At 69.6% G+C, this 16,094-nt stretch carries 16 protein-coding genes; 11 read left to right on the top strand and 5 right to left on the bottom strand.

Annotation, left to right across the window (positions count from 1 at the left end; all coding sequences use genetic code 11):
* The 6 genes from GTY47_RS16155 to GTY47_RS16130 form a co-directional block, all read left to right on the top strand.
* Nucleotides 1-718 (top strand): Hsp70 family protein (locus GTY47_RS16155; protein ID WP_010032116.1); only part of this gene is annotated, 718 nt, incomplete at its 5' end.
* Nucleotides 715-1,371 carry a nucleotide exchange factor GrpE gene (gene grpE / locus GTY47_RS16150; RefSeq protein ID WP_010032114.1) on the top strand — a complete coding sequence of 219 codons (657 nt, stop codon included), beginning with the start codon at nucleotides 715-717 and terminating at the stop codon, nucleotides 1,369-1,371. The genes GTY47_RS16155 and grpE, both read left to right, overlap by 4 nt.
* A gap of 36 nt (nucleotides 1,372-1,407) precedes the next feature.
* Nucleotides 1,408-2,586: a molecular chaperone DnaJ gene (dnaJ, locus tag GTY47_RS16145; RefSeq protein ID WP_010032112.1), complete on the top strand. Its 1,179-nt coding sequence runs from the start codon at nucleotides 1,408-1,410 to the stop codon at nucleotides 2,584-2,586.
* A 5-nt stretch (nucleotides 2,587-2,591) separates the two neighbouring features.
* A complete protein-coding gene (locus GTY47_RS16140; protein ID WP_010032111.1) occupies nucleotides 2,592-3,044 on the top strand; it encodes a helix-turn-helix domain-containing protein in 453 nt (150 codons plus the stop codon).
* A gap of 279 nt (nucleotides 3,045-3,323) precedes the next feature.
* A complete protein-coding gene (locus GTY47_RS16135; protein ID WP_029180625.1) occupies nucleotides 3,324-4,445 on the top strand; it encodes a substrate-binding domain-containing protein in 1,122 nt (373 codons plus the stop codon).
* 271 nt (nucleotides 4,446-4,716) lie between these two features.
* Nucleotides 4,717-5,760 (top strand): LuxR C-terminal-related transcriptional regulator, encoded by a 1,044-nt coding sequence (locus GTY47_RS16130; RefSeq protein ID WP_029180624.1) that lies wholly within the window; start codon nucleotides 4,717-4,719, stop codon nucleotides 5,758-5,760.
* Here the strand turns inward: GTY47_RS16130 and GTY47_RS16125 are convergent.
* Complete coding sequence (locus GTY47_RS16125) at nucleotides 5,723-6,709, bottom strand: helix-turn-helix transcriptional regulator (RefSeq protein WP_010032106.1); 987 nt, start codon at nucleotides 6,707-6,709, stop codon at nucleotides 5,723-5,725. The genes GTY47_RS16130 and GTY47_RS16125 overlap by 38 nt on opposite strands.
* Nucleotides 6,706-7,725 (bottom strand): hypothetical protein, encoded by a 1,020-nt coding sequence (locus tag GTY47_RS16120; protein ID WP_029180623.1) that lies wholly within the window; start codon nucleotides 7,723-7,725, stop codon nucleotides 6,706-6,708. Before GTY47_RS16120 ends, GTY47_RS16125 begins: the two co-directional genes overlap by 4 nt.
* Before the next feature lie 301 nt (nucleotides 7,726-8,026).
* Between GTY47_RS16120 and GTY47_RS16110 the strand changes: the two genes are divergently transcribed.
* Nucleotides 8,027-8,362, top strand: a complete 336-nt coding sequence (locus tag GTY47_RS16110) for a hypothetical protein (RefSeq protein ID WP_010032103.1) — start codon at nucleotides 8,027-8,029, stop codon at nucleotides 8,360-8,362.
* A 180-nt stretch (nucleotides 8,363-8,542) separates the two neighbouring features.
* Here GTY47_RS16110 and GTY47_RS16105 read toward each other — a convergent pair whose 3' ends face one another.
* The gene (locus GTY47_RS16105; RefSeq protein ID WP_010032102.1) at nucleotides 8,543-8,959 is read right to left on the bottom strand and encodes a TIGR03618 family F420-dependent PPOX class oxidoreductase; all 417 of its coding nucleotides are present in this window, start codon (nucleotides 8,957-8,959) and stop codon (nucleotides 8,543-8,545) included.
* 103 nt (nucleotides 8,960-9,062) lie between these two features.
* Between GTY47_RS16105 and clpB the strand changes: the two genes are divergently transcribed.
* Nucleotides 9,063-11,660 carry an ATP-dependent chaperone ClpB gene (gene clpB, locus GTY47_RS16100; RefSeq protein ID WP_010032099.1) on the top strand — a complete coding sequence of 866 codons (2,598 nt, stop codon included), beginning with the start codon at nucleotides 9,063-9,065 and terminating at the stop codon, nucleotides 11,658-11,660.
* Between the two features lie 14 nt (nucleotides 11,661-11,674).
* Here the strand turns inward: clpB and GTY47_RS16095 are convergent, their stop codons facing one another.
* Nucleotides 11,675-12,091, bottom strand: a complete 417-nt coding sequence (locus tag GTY47_RS16095) for a hypothetical protein (protein WP_010032096.1) — start codon at nucleotides 12,089-12,091, stop codon at nucleotides 11,675-11,677.
* A 219-nt stretch (nucleotides 12,092-12,310) separates the two neighbouring features.
* Here GTY47_RS16095 and GTY47_RS16090 point away from each other — a divergent pair, with 219 nt between their 5' ends.
* Together GTY47_RS16090 and GTY47_RS16085 are read left to right on the top strand one after the other, a co-directional pair.
* The gene (locus GTY47_RS16090) at nucleotides 12,311-12,838 is read left to right on the top strand and encodes a YbjN domain-containing protein (protein ID WP_010032094.1); all 528 of its coding nucleotides are present in this window, start codon (nucleotides 12,311-12,313) and stop codon (nucleotides 12,836-12,838) included.
* Nucleotides 12,839-13,040: 202 nt separating this feature from the next.
* Nucleotides 13,041-13,760, top strand: a complete 720-nt coding sequence (locus GTY47_RS16085; protein ID WP_029180622.1) for a response regulator transcription factor — start codon at nucleotides 13,041-13,043, stop codon at nucleotides 13,758-13,760.
* Between the two features lie 9 nt (nucleotides 13,761-13,769).
* Here the strand turns inward: GTY47_RS16085 and GTY47_RS16080 are convergent, their stop codons facing one another.
* On the bottom strand, nucleotides 13,770-15,404 hold the full coding sequence (locus tag GTY47_RS16080) for an ATP-binding protein (protein ID WP_010032091.1): 1,635 nt from the start codon (nucleotides 15,402-15,404) through the stop codon (nucleotides 13,770-13,772).
* Nucleotides 15,405-15,695: 291 nt separating this feature from the next.
* On the opposite strand from GTY47_RS16080, the gene GTY47_RS16075 reads away from it, so the two are divergent.
* Nucleotides 15,696-16,055 (top strand): SH3 domain-containing protein, encoded by a 360-nt coding sequence (locus GTY47_RS16075; RefSeq protein WP_029180621.1) that lies wholly within the window; start codon nucleotides 15,696-15,698, stop codon nucleotides 16,053-16,055.
* The last annotated feature ends 39 nt before the right edge of the window (nucleotides 16,056-16,094 follow it).

Raw genomic sequence — 16,094 nt, 5'->3', positions numbered from 1 at the left:
GACCAAGCTCATCGAGCGCAACACCACGATCCCGACCAAGCGGTCCGAGATCTTCACGACGGCCGAGGACAACCAGCCGTCCGTGCAGATCCAGGTCTACCAGGGCGAGCGCGAGATCGCGGCGTACAACAAGAAGCTCGGGATGTTCGAGCTGACCGGTCTGCCCCCGGCGCCCCGCGGCGTCCCGCAGATCGAGGTCTCCTTCGACATCGACGCCAACGGCATCATGCACGTGACCGCGAAGGACCTGGGCACGGGCAAGGAGCAGAAGATGACCGTCACCGGCGGCTCCTCGCTGCCGAAGGACGAGGTCGACCGCATGCGCCAGGAGGCGGAGCAGTACGCGGAGGAGGACCACAAGCGCCGCGAGGCCGCCGAGTCCCGCAACCAGGGCGAGCAGCTCGTCTACCAGACCGAGAAGTTCCTCAAGGACAACGAGGACAAGGTCCCCGGCGAGATCAAGACCGAGGTCGAGGAAGCCGTCGCCGAGCTGAAGGAGAAGCTCAAGGGCGAGGACACGGCCGAGATCCGCACCGCCACGGAGAAGGTCGCGGCCGTCTCGCAGAAGCTCGGCCAGGCCATGTACGCCGACGCCAATGCGGCCCAGGCCGCCGGTGGTCCCGCCGGTGACGCGGGCGCGGCCGGTGGCGCCAAGGCCGACGACGACGTCGTCGACGCCGAGATCGTCGATGAGGACCGGAAGGACGGTGCCGCGTGACGGAGGAGACCCCGGGCTTCGACGAGCAGCAGCCCGACGTCCCTTCCGGCGCCACCTCCGACGACGCCGAGCCGAAGGCCGACTCCCCCTCTCCGGAGGAGGGGGCGGCCCCGGCCGGGGACACGGGCCAGGACGTGGCTCTGGTGGCCCAGCTGGACCAGGCCCGCACGGCGCTGAACGAGCGCACGGCGGACCTCCAGCGCCTCCAGGCCGAGTTCCAGAACTACCGCCGCCGGGTCGAGCGCGACCGGATCGCGGTCAAGGAGATCGCCATCGCGAACCTCCTGACCGAGCTCCTGCCCGTGCTCGACGACATCGGCCGCGCGCGTGAACACGGCGAACTGGTCGGCGGCTTCAAGTCCGTCGCCGAGTCGCTGGAGAGCACGGCGGCCAAGATGGGCCTCCAGCAGTTCGGCAAGGAGGGCGAGCCCTTCGACCCGACGATCCACGAAGCCCTGATGCACAGCTACGCACCGGACGTCACCGAGACGACCTGCGTGGCGATTCTGCAGCCCGGGTACCGGATCGGCGAGCGCACCATCCGCCCCGCGCGGGTGGCGGTGGCCGAGCCCCAGCCAGGGGCCCAGACGGTCAAGGCGGACGAGACCGCCGACGCCGACGACAAGGAGAGCGGTGGCCCGGACGAGGGCTGACGACATAGCGGACGAAGGGAAGGAGGGGCGTCGAGGATGAGCACCAAGGACTTCATCGAGAAGGACTACTACAAGGTCCTCGGCGTCCCCAAGGACGCCACCGAGGCCGAGATCAAGAAGGCGTACCGGAAGCTCGCCCGCGAGTACCACCCGGACGCCAACAAGGGCAACGTCAAGGCGGAGGAGCGCTTCAAGGAGATCTCCGAGGCCAACGACATCCTCGGCGATCCCAAGAAGCGCAAGGAGTACGACGAGGCACGCGCCCTCTTCGGCAACGGCGGCTTCCGCCCGGGGCCCGGCGCGGGCGGCGGCTCGTTCAACTTCGACCTCGGCGACCTCTTCGGAGGCGCCCAGGGCGGCCAGGGAGCCGGCGGTTTCGGCGGTGGACTCGGTGACGTCTTCGGGGGCCTGTTCAACCGTGGCGGCGCGGGCGCGGGGACGCGCACGCATCCGCGGCGCGGCCAGGACATCGAGTCCGAGGTCACGCTGAGCTTCACGGAGGCGATCGAGGGCGCGACCGTCCCGCTGCGGATGTCCTCGCAGTCGCCCTGCAAGGCCTGCTCGGGCACCGGCGACAAGAACGGCACACCGCGGGTGTGCCCGACCTGCGTCGGCACCGGGCAGGTCGCCCGGGGCAGCGGCGGTGGCTTCTCCCTCACCGACCCCTGCCCGGACTGCAAGGGCCGCGGCCTGATCGCGGAGAACGCCTGCGAGGTCTGCAAGGGCAGCGGCCGGGCCAAGTCCTCGCGGACCATGCAGGTGCGCATCCCGGCGGGCGTCAGCGACGGCCAGCGGATCCGGCTGCGCGGCAAGGGAGCGCCGGGCGAGCGCGGCGGCCCGGCGGGCGACCTGTACGTGGTCGTGCACGTCGACTCGCACCCGGTGTTCGGCCGCAAGGACGACAACCTCACCGTCACCGTCCCGGTGACCTTCGCCGAGGCGGCCCTCGGCGGCGAGGTCCGGGTGCCGACGCTGGGCGGCCCGCCCGTCACGCTGAAGCTGCCGCCGGGCACGCCGAACGGCCGTACGATGCGTGCCCGGGGCAAGGGCGCGGTGCGCAAGGACGGCACCCGCGGCGACCTCCTGGTCACCGTCGAGGTGAGTGTTCCGAAGGACCTGACGGGGAAGGCTCGAGACGCACTCGAGGCGTATCGCGAGGCGACCGCGGGTGAGGATCCGCGGGCGGAGCTGTTCCAGGCCGCGAAGGGAGCATGAGTCAGATGGACGGTCGTCGACGCAACCCGTATGAACTGACCGAGGAGACCCCGGTCTACGTCATCTCGGTGGCGGCCCAGCTGTCCGGCCTGCACCCGCAGACCCTGCGCCAGTACGACCGTCTGGGCCTGGTGTCCCCGGACCGCACCGCCGGCCGGGGCCGCCGCTACTCGGCCCGCGACATCGAACTGCTCCGCCAGGTGCAGCAGTTGTCGCAGGACGAGGGCATCAACCTGGCGGGCATCAAGCGCATCATCGAACTGGAGAACCAGGTCGCCGCGCTCCAGGCCCGGGTGGCCGAGCTGGAGGACGCGCTCGACGGCGCGGCGGCGGCCATGCGCCAGCGCGAGGCGGCGGTGCACGCGTCGTACCGCCGTGACCTGGTGCCGTACCAGGAGGTCCAGCAGACCAGTGCGCTGGTGGTGTGGCGGCCGAAGCGGCAGCAGCAGTCGGACTGACGCGCACACACCTGTGAAAGGGGCCGGGAGGCGACTCCCGGCCCCTTTCGCGTGCCTTGGGGTTCCTTGGGATGCCTTGGGGTGTTTTCGCGGGTCCTCCCGTGGATGACTGGATGGTGCAAGGCGCTTGGAGGCGATTCCGCAGAGTCTTCACAACGCTCGCGGAACGTGGTGTTGCCATCTCGTTAAGTGGTTCCGCTTGACGCTGGGGGGCGCACCCGCGTTGGCTTTTCAGTCACATGGGCCACAAAGTGTGCCCACGTCCGAATCACACGCGAAGTGAGCTCCCGCATGCGTCGTCGTATCTCCATATCCGTGGCCGCGGCCACGATGTCCGTCACGCTCGCCGGCTGCGGCGTGCTCAACGCGACCGGGAGCAGCGACGACGCCAGCCCGACCAAGGGCAACGACATCACGGTGGGCCTGCTGCTGCCGGAGACGGCGAACACGCGCTACGAGAACTTCGACTACCCGATCATCAAGCGGAAGGTCGAGTCCCTCACCAACGACAAGGGCCGCGTCGAGTACGCCAACGCCGAGGCGAGCGCCGACAAGCAGGCGAGCCAGCTGCAGCAGATGATCGACGACCGGGTCGACGTGATCCTGCTGGACGCCGTCGACTCGCACGCCATCGCGGGGGGCGTGCAGAAGGCCAAGGACGCCGGCATCCCGGTCATCGCCTACGACCGGCTGGCCGAGGGCCCGATCGACGCGTACATCTCCTTCGACAACGAACTGGTCGGCGAGGTCCAGGGGCGTACCCTGCTGGAGGCCATCGGAGAGAAGGCGAGCCTCTCCGACAAGATCGTCATGATGAACGGCTCGCCGACGGACCCGAACGCCAAGCAGTTCAAGGCCGGTGCGCTGTCCGAGCTGAACGGCAAGGTGACCATCGCGCAGTCCTTCGACACCAAGGACTGGAAGCCGGAGAACGCGCAGGCCAACATGGCCAAGGCGATCGAGAAGATCGGCAGGGACAACATCGCCGCGGTGTACTCCGCCAACGACGGCATGGCGGGCGGCATCGTCAAGGCCCTGGAGGCCGCGGGCGTGACCGACCTGCCGCCGATCACCGGGCAGGACGCGGAGCTCCCGGCGGTGCAGCGGATCATCACCGGTGACCAGTACATGAGCGTGTACAAGTCGTACCCGCAGGAGGCCGAGAACGCCGCGGAGATGGCCGTGGCGAAGGTCCAGGGCCGGGACATCCAGTTTGCCGCCCTCACCCGCGACAAGGTCGACAGCCCCACCCACAAGGGCATTCCGGCCCAGCTCGTGCCGGTGGTCGCCCTCACCAAGGAGAACATCAAGGACACGGTCGTCGCCGACGACATCTACAAGCTGTCGGACATCTGCACGGCGAAGTACAAGTCGGCCTGCGAGGCGATCGGCCTGAAGTAGCCGATCGCTCCGCCGCCTTCCGCCCTCCCCCTGCCCTTCCATCCACCCCTTCCGTTCTCCCCGGCCTCCTCCGCCTCACCCCCGGAGGGGTCCGGCGGGATCCGGTCACCCCCCGGCCATTTGTTGCAAGGTGAGGAGCTGAGGCGCGGGAATACCGGGATGTACCGGTGGTTTCCGGCGAGGGTGGTGCGGGGAGCCGTGTTGCGGAGCAGGTCCGGTCCGCGCATAGTTGCGCTGCGGAAAGACGGCGAAACCGGGGGTGGGATCGGCGATGGCCGGGCGCGGGGCGGAGCAGCATCCACATGGTGCCGACCGACTGTGCGAGGCCGGGGATCGCGTGTACTCCCGGGCCGTACGGCGGGGCCGCGTGCCGCGCCGGGACGCGGATCCGGTGCCCTGTCTGCTGGAACTCGCCCTGCTGCACCCGGACCCCGACGACATGGACTGGCTGGTGCCGACCTCTCCGCAGGAGGTCATGACCCGGCTGCTGCGCGGGATGTACGACGAGGTCAGCGCGAGCCAGCGGCGGGTGGGTTCGGCCGTGGCGGCGTTCGAGTGGTACGCCGGGCTGGGACGACAGGTGCAGCCGGCCCCGCTCGCGGCCGAGGGCTCGGCGATCCGGGTGCTGGACGGGCTCGCCCGGATCCAGGCCGCGATGGACGAGGCGACCCAGGCGTGCACGACCGAGGTGCTCACGGTGCAGCCGGGCGGCATCCGGCGCGAGGCGGAACTCTCCGAGGGGCTGCACCGGGCACTGGCGTTGCGCGGCCGGGGCGTGCGGATGCGGGACCTGTACACGCATGTCGCCCGGCACGGGCAGGGTCTGATGACCTATCTGGAGCTGATGGGCGACGCGGTGGAGGCGCGCACACTGGACGAGGTGATCGACCGGCTGATCCTCTTCGACCGGACGGTGGCCTTCATCCCCGCCAACACCGACCGCACGATGGCCCTGGAGCTACGGCACCCGGCGATCGTCGAGTACCTGGTCACGGTGTTCGAGCGACTCTGGCGCCTGGCCATCCCGCTGACGGCGCCGCTTCCCGACACCGGCATCGAGGGCATCTCGCACCGGGAGCAGTCCATCGCCGCGCTGCTGGCGGAGGGCCACCAGGACGCGGTGATCGCGGAACGGCTGGGGATCAGTGTGCGGACGTGCCGGGCGCACATCGCCCGGCTGTCGGAGACGCTCGGGGCGGCGAGCCGTACGCAGTTGGGCGTGCGGATCGCCCAGGCGGGCCTGGACGGTCCGCTGCGGCCGGCTGCTTCGCCGACCCTCAGCGTTCCTGGTCAAGAATCCCGGACTGCCCGATGAGGTAGCCGAGTTGGGCCCTGCTCTGACTGCCCAGCGTCGCGGCGAGCTTGGCGATGTGGACGCGGGCGGTGCGGATGTTCATGCCGAGGCGGTCGGCTATGACGGCGTCGGTGTGGCCTTCGGTGAGGAGGGCGGCTATGGCGCGTTGGCGGGGGGTGATGCCGTTGGGGGAGGGCGGGGGGACGGCTTCGGGGTACATGGGGGTCGCCAGGCGCCACAATCGGTCGAAGGTGGTGGCCAGATGGCGGGCGATCGCCGGGTGTCGGATCTCCAGCGCGACGGTGCCGTCCGGATCCACGGGGATGAAGGCGACAGCAGCATCGATGAGGATCATCCGGTCGGTGACCTCGTCCAGACTGCGGGCCTCGATGTCTCCCACCAGTCGCTCGTGACGGGCCGCGATGCTGGGGAAGTGGCGCAGGGTGTGCGGGTAGAGAGTGCGCACACGTGCGCCGCGATCCAGTACGTCCTGGTCCCGGACCAGGGCGATCGCGTCGGACTCCTCACCGCGTCGTCCGGTGAGCCCGGTACGGGGCTGGATCGTGAGCACCTCCCGGGACGCCTGGGCCATGGCCTCGGTGATGGCCCCGTTGATCTGCTCCGTGCCGGAGAGCGTGCGGAGGTGCGAGGCGTCGGTGGCCTCCGGATAGCCGCCGAGTCGTAGGAGGGGGTCGAATGTCTCCGTCAGCCGTGCCTCGCGCCGCCGTTCCCGGGCGATCTGTTCCTCGGAGGCACGCAGGAGCCGGTGCAGAGCGACGACCGGCGCAACCGGCTCCAATCGGCTCAGGCTGTCGGCGCTGGGGCGGAGCAGTCCCAGGTTGATCAGGCATGGGGCCGCCTCGGTCACCTCGATCGGCAGGTACCCCTGACGGAGCGCCTGTTCGTACAGCCTTCTTCCCGTCGAGCACAGTTGTTCTGCGCTGTGTCGCTGATGGGGAGCCGAGGTCACTCGGCTGCTCCCTCGCGCTCCAGGATTCCGGACTGGGCGATGAGATAGCCGAGTTGGGCGCGGCTGCCGCTCCCCAGGGCATGGGCCAGCTTGGCAATGTGGGCCCGGCAGGTGCGGACGTTCATACCGAGGCGGCGGGCTATGGCCTCGTCGACGTGCCCTTCGACCAGGAGCTTGGCGATCGAGTGCTGGATCTCCGTGATGCCGTCGGGGGCGGTTTCGTAGGGGGCGCCGGCGCTCAGCGGGACTGCTCGGTCCCACATGAACTCGAAGACCTTGATCAGGTAACAGACGAGGCCCGGGTGACGGAGTTCGAGCGCGATCTTCTGGTCGTCGCGGGTGGGGATGAAGGCGACGGTCTCGTCACAGACGATGAGCCGCTCGACCAGTCCGTCGATGGTCCGGTGCTCCACCTTGCCGTCGGAGAGTTGGCCCGCGTAGGCGAGCCTCTCAGGGTTGTACCGGGCCGTGTGCGGATACAACGTCCGTATGCGCACACCACGTTCGATCAGCGGCCGGTCGCGCTCCAGGCCCTGGATCAGGCTGCGCTCGGGCCGGTGGCCGCTCGGCTGGATCGTCAGCATCTCGGTCTGACACTGGGCCGTGGCCAGGTTGAGCGCCGCATTGATGCGCTCGCTGCCCTCCAGCACCGTGATCGAGTCGCTGGTCATCGCGTTCTGGGCGCTGAGTGCCATGAACGGGGCGAAGGCATCGGACAGTTCGACCGACACGCGCCTGCGCTCGGTGATCTCGTTCTCGATGGGATTGAGCCGCTGGGCGAGTGCCACGGCCGGGGGTATGGGCCGCAGCCAGTCCGGGTCGTCGGGATCCGGGTGGAGCAGGGCGAACTCCATCAGGCAGGGAGCCGCTTCCACATCCGTCCGCAGGATTCGTCCCGCACGCAGGGCGTTCGCGTAAAGTCGGCCACCTTCCTCGCACATCTCGGTCACCACATGGGGATGTGTCACCTTGGTCCGATTCGTTGTCAAATCTCCACCCCCCAGGGTCCTGAACATGCAGGAACATGATGCATTGATTCTGTGGCCATGACGTGCCCGAATGAGCCATCGTCGTATTCGACGGGGGAAGAGGGGACCTTCAAGTGAGGACGAAGCCGACTATGCGTAACAGAATGCTTCGCTTGGGGCTTGTCGCCGCCTTCTCTGCCGTCGTGGCCTTCGGGGCTGTGAGCGGCCTCTCGGGTGCGAAGGGCGATGACCGGGCGGACAGTGTCTGGCCTGCGGCTACCAAGAGCCATGTTCTGGCCGACAGTGTGTGGCCGGCTGCGGCCACGGCAGACGGAGCCGGGAGCTGACCTTGACCACTCCACCCGACGACCGCTCCTTCCGCCGTGAGATGGCCACCGCCTACCGTTCCGGCTGGCACTTCATCGACCTGGTCACCGCCATCCCCCACAGCGGCGACTCGTTGATGGTGACCGTTTTCGGCGAGCCGGTGGTCGTCACGCGGGACGAGGACGAGGACGTACGGGCTTACCGGTGTCTGCGGCGGCCTCGGGGGGCGCCGCAGCCTGTGCGGTGTGCCGTACGGTACGGAATGATCTTTGTGAATCTGGATAAACGGGACCACGAGCAGGTGGAAGCCGACTCACCTGTCCCGAGGACCATCTCTGCCACCCCCCGCAGTGCCTGACGCGATTCCCCCGTCGTAACAGATCGCTCAGGTGCTTCCCCCCGCAGCGGCGTCACCGTGACCTGAACACGGTGACGCCGCTGCAGTTTCTGGAGACATTTCCGGGTATCACCCCAGTCGCGCAGTGGCCGGATCCAGTCGATCACCGGTGTGGATTTTCACTTCGATCAACCGCGTCGATCAACCGCGCCCCATCGCTCGCGTCAGCTCGATCTCGATCACCACACGTGCGGGGTTCGGCGAGGGGGTCCGTCCGTAGCGTTCCGCGTAGCGGCGTTCCGCCTCCGCCACCCGCTCCGGTTCCGTGCGGACGAAGGCCCGGCCCTCCAGCGTCGCCCAGCGCCGGCCCTCCAGCTGGCAGACCGCGACCGCCGCGCCCTGCTCCCCGGCGGCCAGGACGTGCCGCACCTTGGCGCTCGCCTTGTTCGTGATCACCCGGGCGAGCCGGGCCGCGGGATCGTATGTGACCCCGACGGGTACCACGTGCGGAGTGCCGTCCGGGCGGGGAGTCGTCAGGGTGCACACGTGCCGCTCCCGCCAGAAGGTGAGATACGGCGGGTCCGGGGCGCCCGGATCGACGGAGTACTTGGTCGCCATGCCCCGGAACTTAACCCCTGCCTCCTCCCCGAACCGGCCTTGAGTGGACTAGACTCAACTTTGTGCAAGTCGTTCGGGTCAGTGCAAGGAGGAGAACGCGAACGTGGACGCCGAGCTGACCAACCGGAGCCGGGACGCCATCAACGCGGCCAGCAACCGGGCCGTGACCGAGGGGCACCCCGACCTCACCCCAGCCCACCTGCTTCTCGCACTGCTCCAGGGGCAGGAGAACGAGAACATCACCGATCTGCTCGCCGCGGTCGACGCCGACCAGGCGGCCGTACGCGCCGGAGCCGAGCGCGTGCTCGCCGGGCTGCCCAGCGTGACCGGGTCCACCGTGGCGCCGCCCCAGCCCAACCGCGAGATGCTCGCCGTCGTCGCCGACGCGCAGACCCGCGCCAAGGACCTCGGGGACGAGTACCTCTCCACGGAGCACCTGCTCATCGGCATCGCCGCGAAGGGCGGCGCGGCCGGCGAGGTGCTGTCCCAGCAGGGCGCCGACGCCAGGAAGCTCCAGGACGCCTTCCAGAAGACGCGAGGTCAGCGGCGCGTGACCACGGCCGACCCCGAGGGGCAGTACAAGGCCCTGGAGAAGTTCGGCACCGACTTCACCGCCGCCGCGCGGGAAGGAAAGCTCGACCCCGTCATCGGGCGGGACCAGGAGATCCGGCGCGTGGTGCAGGTGCTGTCCCGGCGCACCAAGAACAACCCCGTGCTCATCGGCGAGCCCGGTGTCGGCAAGACCGCCGTCGTCGAGGGGCTCGCCCAGCGGATCGTCAAGGGGGACGTGCCGGAGTCCCTCAAGGACAAGCGGCTCGTCGCGCTCGATCTGGGCGCCATGGTCGCCGGGGCCAAGTACCGCGGCGAGTTCGAGGAGCGGCTGAAGACCGTCCTCGCCGAGATCAAGGACTCCGACGGGCAGATCATCACCTTCATCGACGAGCTGCACACCGTCGTGGGGGCCGGTGCCGGCGGCGACTCCGCCATGGACGCGGGCAACATGCTCAAGCCCATGCTCGCCCGCGGTGAGCTGCGCATGGTCGGTGCCACCACACTGGACGAGTACCGGGAGCGGATCGAGAAGGACGCCGCCCTGGAGCGGCGCTTCCAGCAGGTGCTGGTCGCCGAGCCGAGCGTCGAGGACTCCATCGCGATCCTGCGCGGCCTCAAGGGCCGCTACGAGGCCCACCACAAGGTGCAGATCGCCGACAGCGCGCTGGTCGCGGCCGCCGCTCTCTCCGACCGGTACATCACCTCCCGCTTCCTGCCCGACAAGGCCATCGACCTCGTCGACGAGGCCGCCTCGCGGCTGCGCATGGAGATCGACTCGTCCCCTGTCGAGATCGACGAACTCCAGCGCGCCGTCGACCGGCTGAAGATGGAGGAGCTCGCGATCGGCAAGGAGACCGACGCGGCCTCCCGCGAGCGCCTGGAGAAGCTGCGCCGCGACCTCGCCGACAAGGAGGAGGAGCTGCGCGGCCTCACCGCCCGCTGGGAGAAGGAGAAGCAGTCCCTCAACCGGGTCGGTGAGCTGAAGGAACGCCTCGACGAACTGCGCGGCCAGGCCGAGCGCGCCCAGCGCGACGGCGACTTCGATACCGCCTCCAAGCTGCTCTACGGCGAGATCCCCGCCCTGGAGAAGGAACTGGAGGCCGCCTCCGAGGCCGAGGAGGAGGTCGCCAGGGACACCATGGTCAAGGACGAGGTCGGCGCCGACGACATCGCCGACGTCGTCGCCTCCTGGACCGGCATCCCCGCCGGGCGTCTGCTGGAGGGCGAGACGCAGAAGCTGCTCCGCATGGAGGACGAGCTCGGCAAGCGGCTCATCGGCCAGACCGAGGCCGTGCGGGCGGTGTCCGACGCCGTGCGGCGCTCGCGGGCCGGGATCGCCGACCCCGACCGCCCCACCGGCTCCTTCCTCTTCCTCGGCCCGACCGGCGTCGGCAAGACCGAGCTGGCCAAGGCCCTCGCCGACTTCCTCTTCGACGACGAGCGGGCGATGGTCCGCATCGACATGTCGGAGTACAGCGAGAAGCACAGCGTGGCCCGGCTGGTCGGCGCGCCGCCCGGATACGTCGGCTACGAGGAGGGCGGCCAGCTCACGGAGGCGGTGCGCAGGCGGCCGTACTCCGTCGTCCTGCTGGACGAGGTGGAGAAGGCGCACCCCGAGGTCTTCGACATCCTGCTCCAGGTGCTCGACGACGGGCGTCTCACGGACGGGCAGGGCCGTACGGTCGACTTCCGCAACACGATCCTCGTCCTGACGTCGAACCTGGGCAGCCAGTTCCTGGTCGATCCGCTCACCAGCGAGGTGGAGAAGAAGGAACAGGTCCTGGAGGTGGTGCGGACCTCCTTCAAGCCGGAGTTCCTCAACCGCCTGGACGACCTGGTCGTCTTCGCCGCCCTGACCAAGCCCGAGCTGGAGCGCATCGCGAAGCTCCAGATCGAGCGCCTGGCCAAGCGGCTCGCCGAGCGGCGCCTCACGCTGGACATCACGCCCGAGGCCCTGGCCTGGCTCGCGGAGGAGGGCATGGACCCGGCGTACGGCGCCCGCCCGCTGCGCCGGCTCGTCCAGTCGGCCATCGGCGACCGCCTCGCCAAGGAGATCCTGTCCGGCGAGATCAAGGACGGCGACACGGTCCGGGTGGACCGCTACGGCGACGAACTGCTGGTGGGACCGGCGACGGGCAAGACGCTGTAGGACGTCACAGGACGTCACATGGTGAACGCCGAGAAGCGCACCCGCGCTGTCTCGGCGTTCTCGTACTCCCCCCGCACCTGCACCACGTGCGCCCCGGCCGCGGCGGGCGGGCCGTCCTCGTGGCTCACGTCGAGACAGAGCGCCCCGCAGGAGCCGTCCGAGCGGGCCTCGGGCGCGTTCGGATACGTCTCGCGCAGCCAGCCGCGGACGTCCTCGCGCGGCATCCGCTGCACCGCCGTGTACGCGGCGTCGATGCCCTGCTGCAGGGTGCAGGTCCCGACGTGGGCGTGCGCCGGGGGCGAGGCGCCGCCGGAGGCCGGCGCCTGCCCGCGGGGCACCTTCCGCAGGGCCCCCTCGCGTGGATCCCCCTCGTCCGGCAGAGCCCGGACGAAGAGGCCGGCGATCAGGAACCCGAGGACGAGCACCGGCACGGCCAGGACGGGCAGGATCAGCCGCCACCGCGTGCAGCCCCTGTCCGGTTCCGCCGCCGTCGCCCCCTCCGTCCGTCATTCAGGAGGACGGCGCGCGGCACCTGGAGGTTGCGGTTGACCGGATCGTGTCAGCCATGGGCTTAGAGGGTCTGTCGGGGCTTGCCACCCCCCTCCCCGGATGGGGGAGGATGGCGGAATCCGTACGAAGGGAAAATCACGGTGACCATCGACCCGTCCTCGATTCCGAACTTCGGGGGCCAGCCCGAGCCGCAGCCGCAAGGACCGGCGGGCCCCGTCGTCCCGGATCAGGACCTCGTGAAGCAGCTCCTCGACCAGATGGAGCTCAAGTACGTCGTCGACGACGAGGGGGACCTCGCGGCGCCGTGGGAGCAGTTCCGCACCTACTTCATGTTCCGGGGTGAGGGAGACCAGCAGGTCTTCTCCGTGCGGACGTTCTACGACCGGCCCCACGAGATCGAGGCCAAGCCGCAGATCCTGGAGTCCATCGACGACTGGAACCGCCGCACCCTGTGGCCCAAGGTCTACAGCCACACCCACGACGACGGCACGGTCCGCCTGATCGGCGAGGCCCAGATGCTGATCGGCATGGGTGTGAGCCTGGAGCACTTCGTCTCCTCGACGGTCAGCTGGGTGCGGGCCGCGATCGAGTTCGACAAGTGGCTCATCGAGCAGCTCGGTCTCGAGGAGGAGATCAACGAGGCGGAGAAGCCCGAGGACGAGGAGTAGGACCGGCAGGCCTCCGCACCGGCGGCGCGTCGGCGCGTACGAGCAGGTACGTGCTGTACGCGCCGTATGCCTTTTTCGGTGCCTTCAGGCCCCCCGACGCCCTTCAGTCCAGGGAACCGGGAGTTTCCCGGAGGTGGGAATTCCGGGGGCGCGTTGGTATCAACGGTGATGGAATCGTGCAGGGCCTCGCTGAGGAGAATCGTTGAGCGCGCGCATCCTGGTCGCCGAAGACGACGAAAAGCAATCTCGTCTCATACGGATTTATCTGGAACGGGAAGGCAACGCCGTGCAGGTCGTGGGCGACGGCAGGGCAGCGCTGGAACGGGCACGTTCGACGGGGCTGGATCTCATCGTTCTCGATGTGATGCTGCCGCTCGTCGACGGCCTCGACGTATGCCGCATTCTGCGTGCCGAGGCCTCCGAGGTGCCGATTCTGCTGCTGACCGCCCGCAGCACCGAGGAGGACATGCTCCTCGGCCTTGATCTGGGGGCCGACGACTACCTCACCAAGCCCTACAGTCCCCGCGAACTCACCGCGCGCGTACGGGCGCTGCTGCGGCGCTCCAGGAAAGGCGGCGCGGCCGGGAGCGAGGTGCTGCGGGTCGGCGCGGTCGAACTGGACACCGCCCGCTTCGAGGTCCGGGTGGCGGACCGTCCGGTGGCGCTGACCTCCAAGGAGTTCTCCATCCTGGAGGCTCTGGCCCGCAAGCCGGGGCGGGTGTTCACCCGGGCCCAGATCATCGAGAGCGCCTTCGGCTTCGACAGCGATGTACTCGAGCGCACGGTGGACGCCCATGTGCGCAACCTGCGCCGGAAGCTGGGGGACGACCCGGCCCGGCCACGCCATCTGGAGACCGTGTACGGCCGGGGGTACCGCCTGCTGGACAGCTCGGCCCCCACCCAAGCGCTCCCGGGATCCTGACCGGGTTGATCAGTCGGCGTCGGCCCGCGGCCGGGCCGTGGAGAGCGCGACGGTGAACGTGGTGCCGACGCCGACGGCGCTCTCCACGTCGATCGTCCCCTGGTGATCGGTCACGATCTGGCGGGCGATGGACAACCCCAGGCCACTCCCTCCGGTGGCGCGGCCCCGTGCCGCGTCCGCCCGCCAGAAGCGGTTGAAGAGATGCGGCAGGTCCTCGGCGGGTATGCCCTTGCCGGTGTCCCGCACCTGAATGATCGCAAGATCGCCGCTCCGGACCAGGGCGAGTGTCACCGTGCCGCCCGGTGCCGTGGCCCTCAGGGCGTTGCCGACCAGATTGCCGACGACCTGACGCAGCCGGTCGGCGTCGGCGATGACGTACACAGGCTGCGGCGCCTCCAGCCTCAGCGTGACACCCGCCGCGTCGGCCTGGGCGCGGTGGGCCGTGCCGGCGGCTTCGAGGAGCTCGCGCAGGTCGACGCGCGCGCGGTGGTAGGTGAGTGCACCGGCCTCGGCCAGCGCGAGATCCTGCAGGTCGTCCACGATCCGCTGCTGCAGCAGTGCCTCCTCGTGGAGGGAGTCGAGCAGCTCGGGGGTCGGTTCGACGATCCCGTCCCGCAGGGCCTCCAGATAGCCGCGCAGATTGGCCAGCGGGGTGCGCAGCTCGTGGGCGATGTCACCGGTGAGGCGGCGCTGGCGTTCCTCGCCGGCCTGTATGGAGTCTGCCATCCGGTTGAAGGCACGGCCGAGTTGGGCGATCTCGTCCCGGCCGGAGACGGGGACCCGCCGCCCCAGGTCTCCCTCGCCCAGCCCCCCGGCGGCCAGGGTCATGGCACGGACCGGGCGCAGCACGGCCCGGCTCAGGAGCAGGGCGCCGACCACGGCGGCGAGGGCGACGCCCCCGGCGACGGCCACCGTGGGTGCTGCGGCCAGGGTGGGCGGGGACTCGTCCCGGACGCCGAGACGGATCTCCAGGCGTGGCGGGGCGGCGGAGCCCACGCGCTCGTTGAACACCCGCTGCAGACAAGTGATGAACTGCTGCTCGGACTCGCACGTCCTGATCGCCGCGAGGTCCTGCGCAGTCCGGGGGTCCGGTTCGCCCGTCGGCTCCTTGCACTGTTTCGGCCGGCGCTCCGTGCGGATCCGCGGCACGCCGGTGTCGTCCGGCCGGGCCGTCACCTCGGCCCCCGCCCGGGTCAGACAGGCCGCGTACGCCGCTTCGGCGCGGTACTGTGCGATCGCCGTCGCCGTGAGCTTCATCGAGGTCCGCGGTATCTGTCCCGCGGGGATCCGCAGGAGGGGACGCGGGTCGACCAGCACCGGCGGCTGGCTGCTCACCGGGCGGGGGGCACGGCCCTGGAGCGCGTCGGAATCGGCGAGCAGGACGTCGTTCTCGGTGGCGACCCGGATGCGCTGGCCGGTGTCCTCGGCCAGGCGGCTCACCGTCGGTGAGAGGCCCTCCCAGGTGCCGTGCGCGACCCCGTACGCGCGGAGCTCGCCGGTGATCCGGGAGACCTCCTGCCGTCCCGCGGTGACACTCTCCTGCACCTGGCGGTTCGCCTGACGCAGGGTCAGCCAAGCGGTGGCGGCGGTCGCGGCCATCGCGACCAGCATCAGCAGGCCGAGTACCCGGAGCCGGAAGCTCATCGCGTGCCGCCACTGGGAGTCGTGAGGTGCGGGCGCCGGATGCTCGTCAAGGGGGCGCCTTGGGCCAAAAAGGCGCTAGAGCGGCGCATTTTCGCTCGTGACATTTTTCGGTCCCCCGTCGACACAATCTGGACAGTTGCGGGCGGAATTATTTCTTCAGGATTTTTGTGACTGCGATTGTACTGACGCCACTTGCACACCGATTGATGCAGTGGTGGCTGTTTTGCTCAGGTGCCAAGCGGTGCCCGGGCAAGCAGTGCCAACAGAAAATGGATTCATGGGGGTACAGAAATGAAGCGTCGACTCGCGGCTGTCGTACCTGCCCTTGCGGCGGTGGCCATGGCCGTCCCGCTCGCCCTCTCCACCCCGGCCTCCGCAGCCGCGTCCTGCGGCAGGACCGCCTCGGACATGGACAGCAGCTCCTGGGACAGGACGGCCAACGGCGCCAACCAGAGAAGCGGCTCCAGCACCGGCTGCGCCATCCTCGGCATCGCCTACAACACCCACAACCTCGACTACCACTGCTACACGCGCATCGGGAACACCAGTGAGACCTGGACGTACCTCCGGAACGACACCACCGGTACGACCGGCTGGGTCCGCGACGACCTGCTGAGCGACGGCGGCAGCCTCACTTACTGCGGCTTCTAGTACGCCCGCCGGCACTCCCGCAGCAGTGCTGAGCAGGCC

The sequence above is a fragment of the Streptomyces sp. SID5464 genome (genome assembly GCF_009862985.1).
In the GTDB taxonomy this organism is placed as follows: Bacteria; Actinomycetota; Actinomycetes; order Streptomycetales; family Streptomycetaceae; genus Streptomyces; species Streptomyces chartreusis_D.
The sequence above is the reverse complement of the archived record's forward strand: the minus strand, read 5'-3'. Positions and strand labels throughout refer to the sequence as shown.

What these genes read in the sequence shown, in the direction of transcription:
- dnaJ (WP_010032112.1), top strand. Translation starts at nt 1,408, where the DNA reads ATGAGCACCAAGGACTTCATCGAGAAGGACTACTACAAGGTCCTCGGC.
- GTY47_RS16140 (WP_010032111.1), top strand. Translation starts at nt 2,592, where the DNA reads ATGGACGGTCGTCGACGCAACCCGTATGAACTGACCGAGGAGACCCCG.
- GTY47_RS16130 (WP_029180624.1), top strand. Translation starts at nt 4,717, where the DNA reads ATGGCCGGGCGCGGGGCGGAGCAGCATCCACATGGTGCCGACCGACTG.
- GTY47_RS16120 (WP_029180623.1), bottom strand. Translation starts at nt 7,725, where the DNA reads ATGTTCAGGACCCTGGGGGGTGGAGATTTGACAACGAATCGGACCAAG.
- GTY47_RS16105 (WP_010032102.1), bottom strand. Translation starts at nt 8,959, where the DNA reads ATGGCGACCAAGTACTCCGTCGATCCGGGCGCCCCGGACCCGCCGTAT.
- GTY47_RS16080 (WP_010032091.1), bottom strand. Translation starts at nt 15,404, where the DNA reads ATGAGCTTCCGGCTCCGGGTACTCGGCCTGCTGATGCTGGTCGCGATG.
- GTY47_RS16075 (WP_029180621.1), top strand. Translation starts at nt 15,696, where the DNA reads ATGAAGCGTCGACTCGCGGCTGTCGTACCTGCCCTTGCGGCGGTGGCC.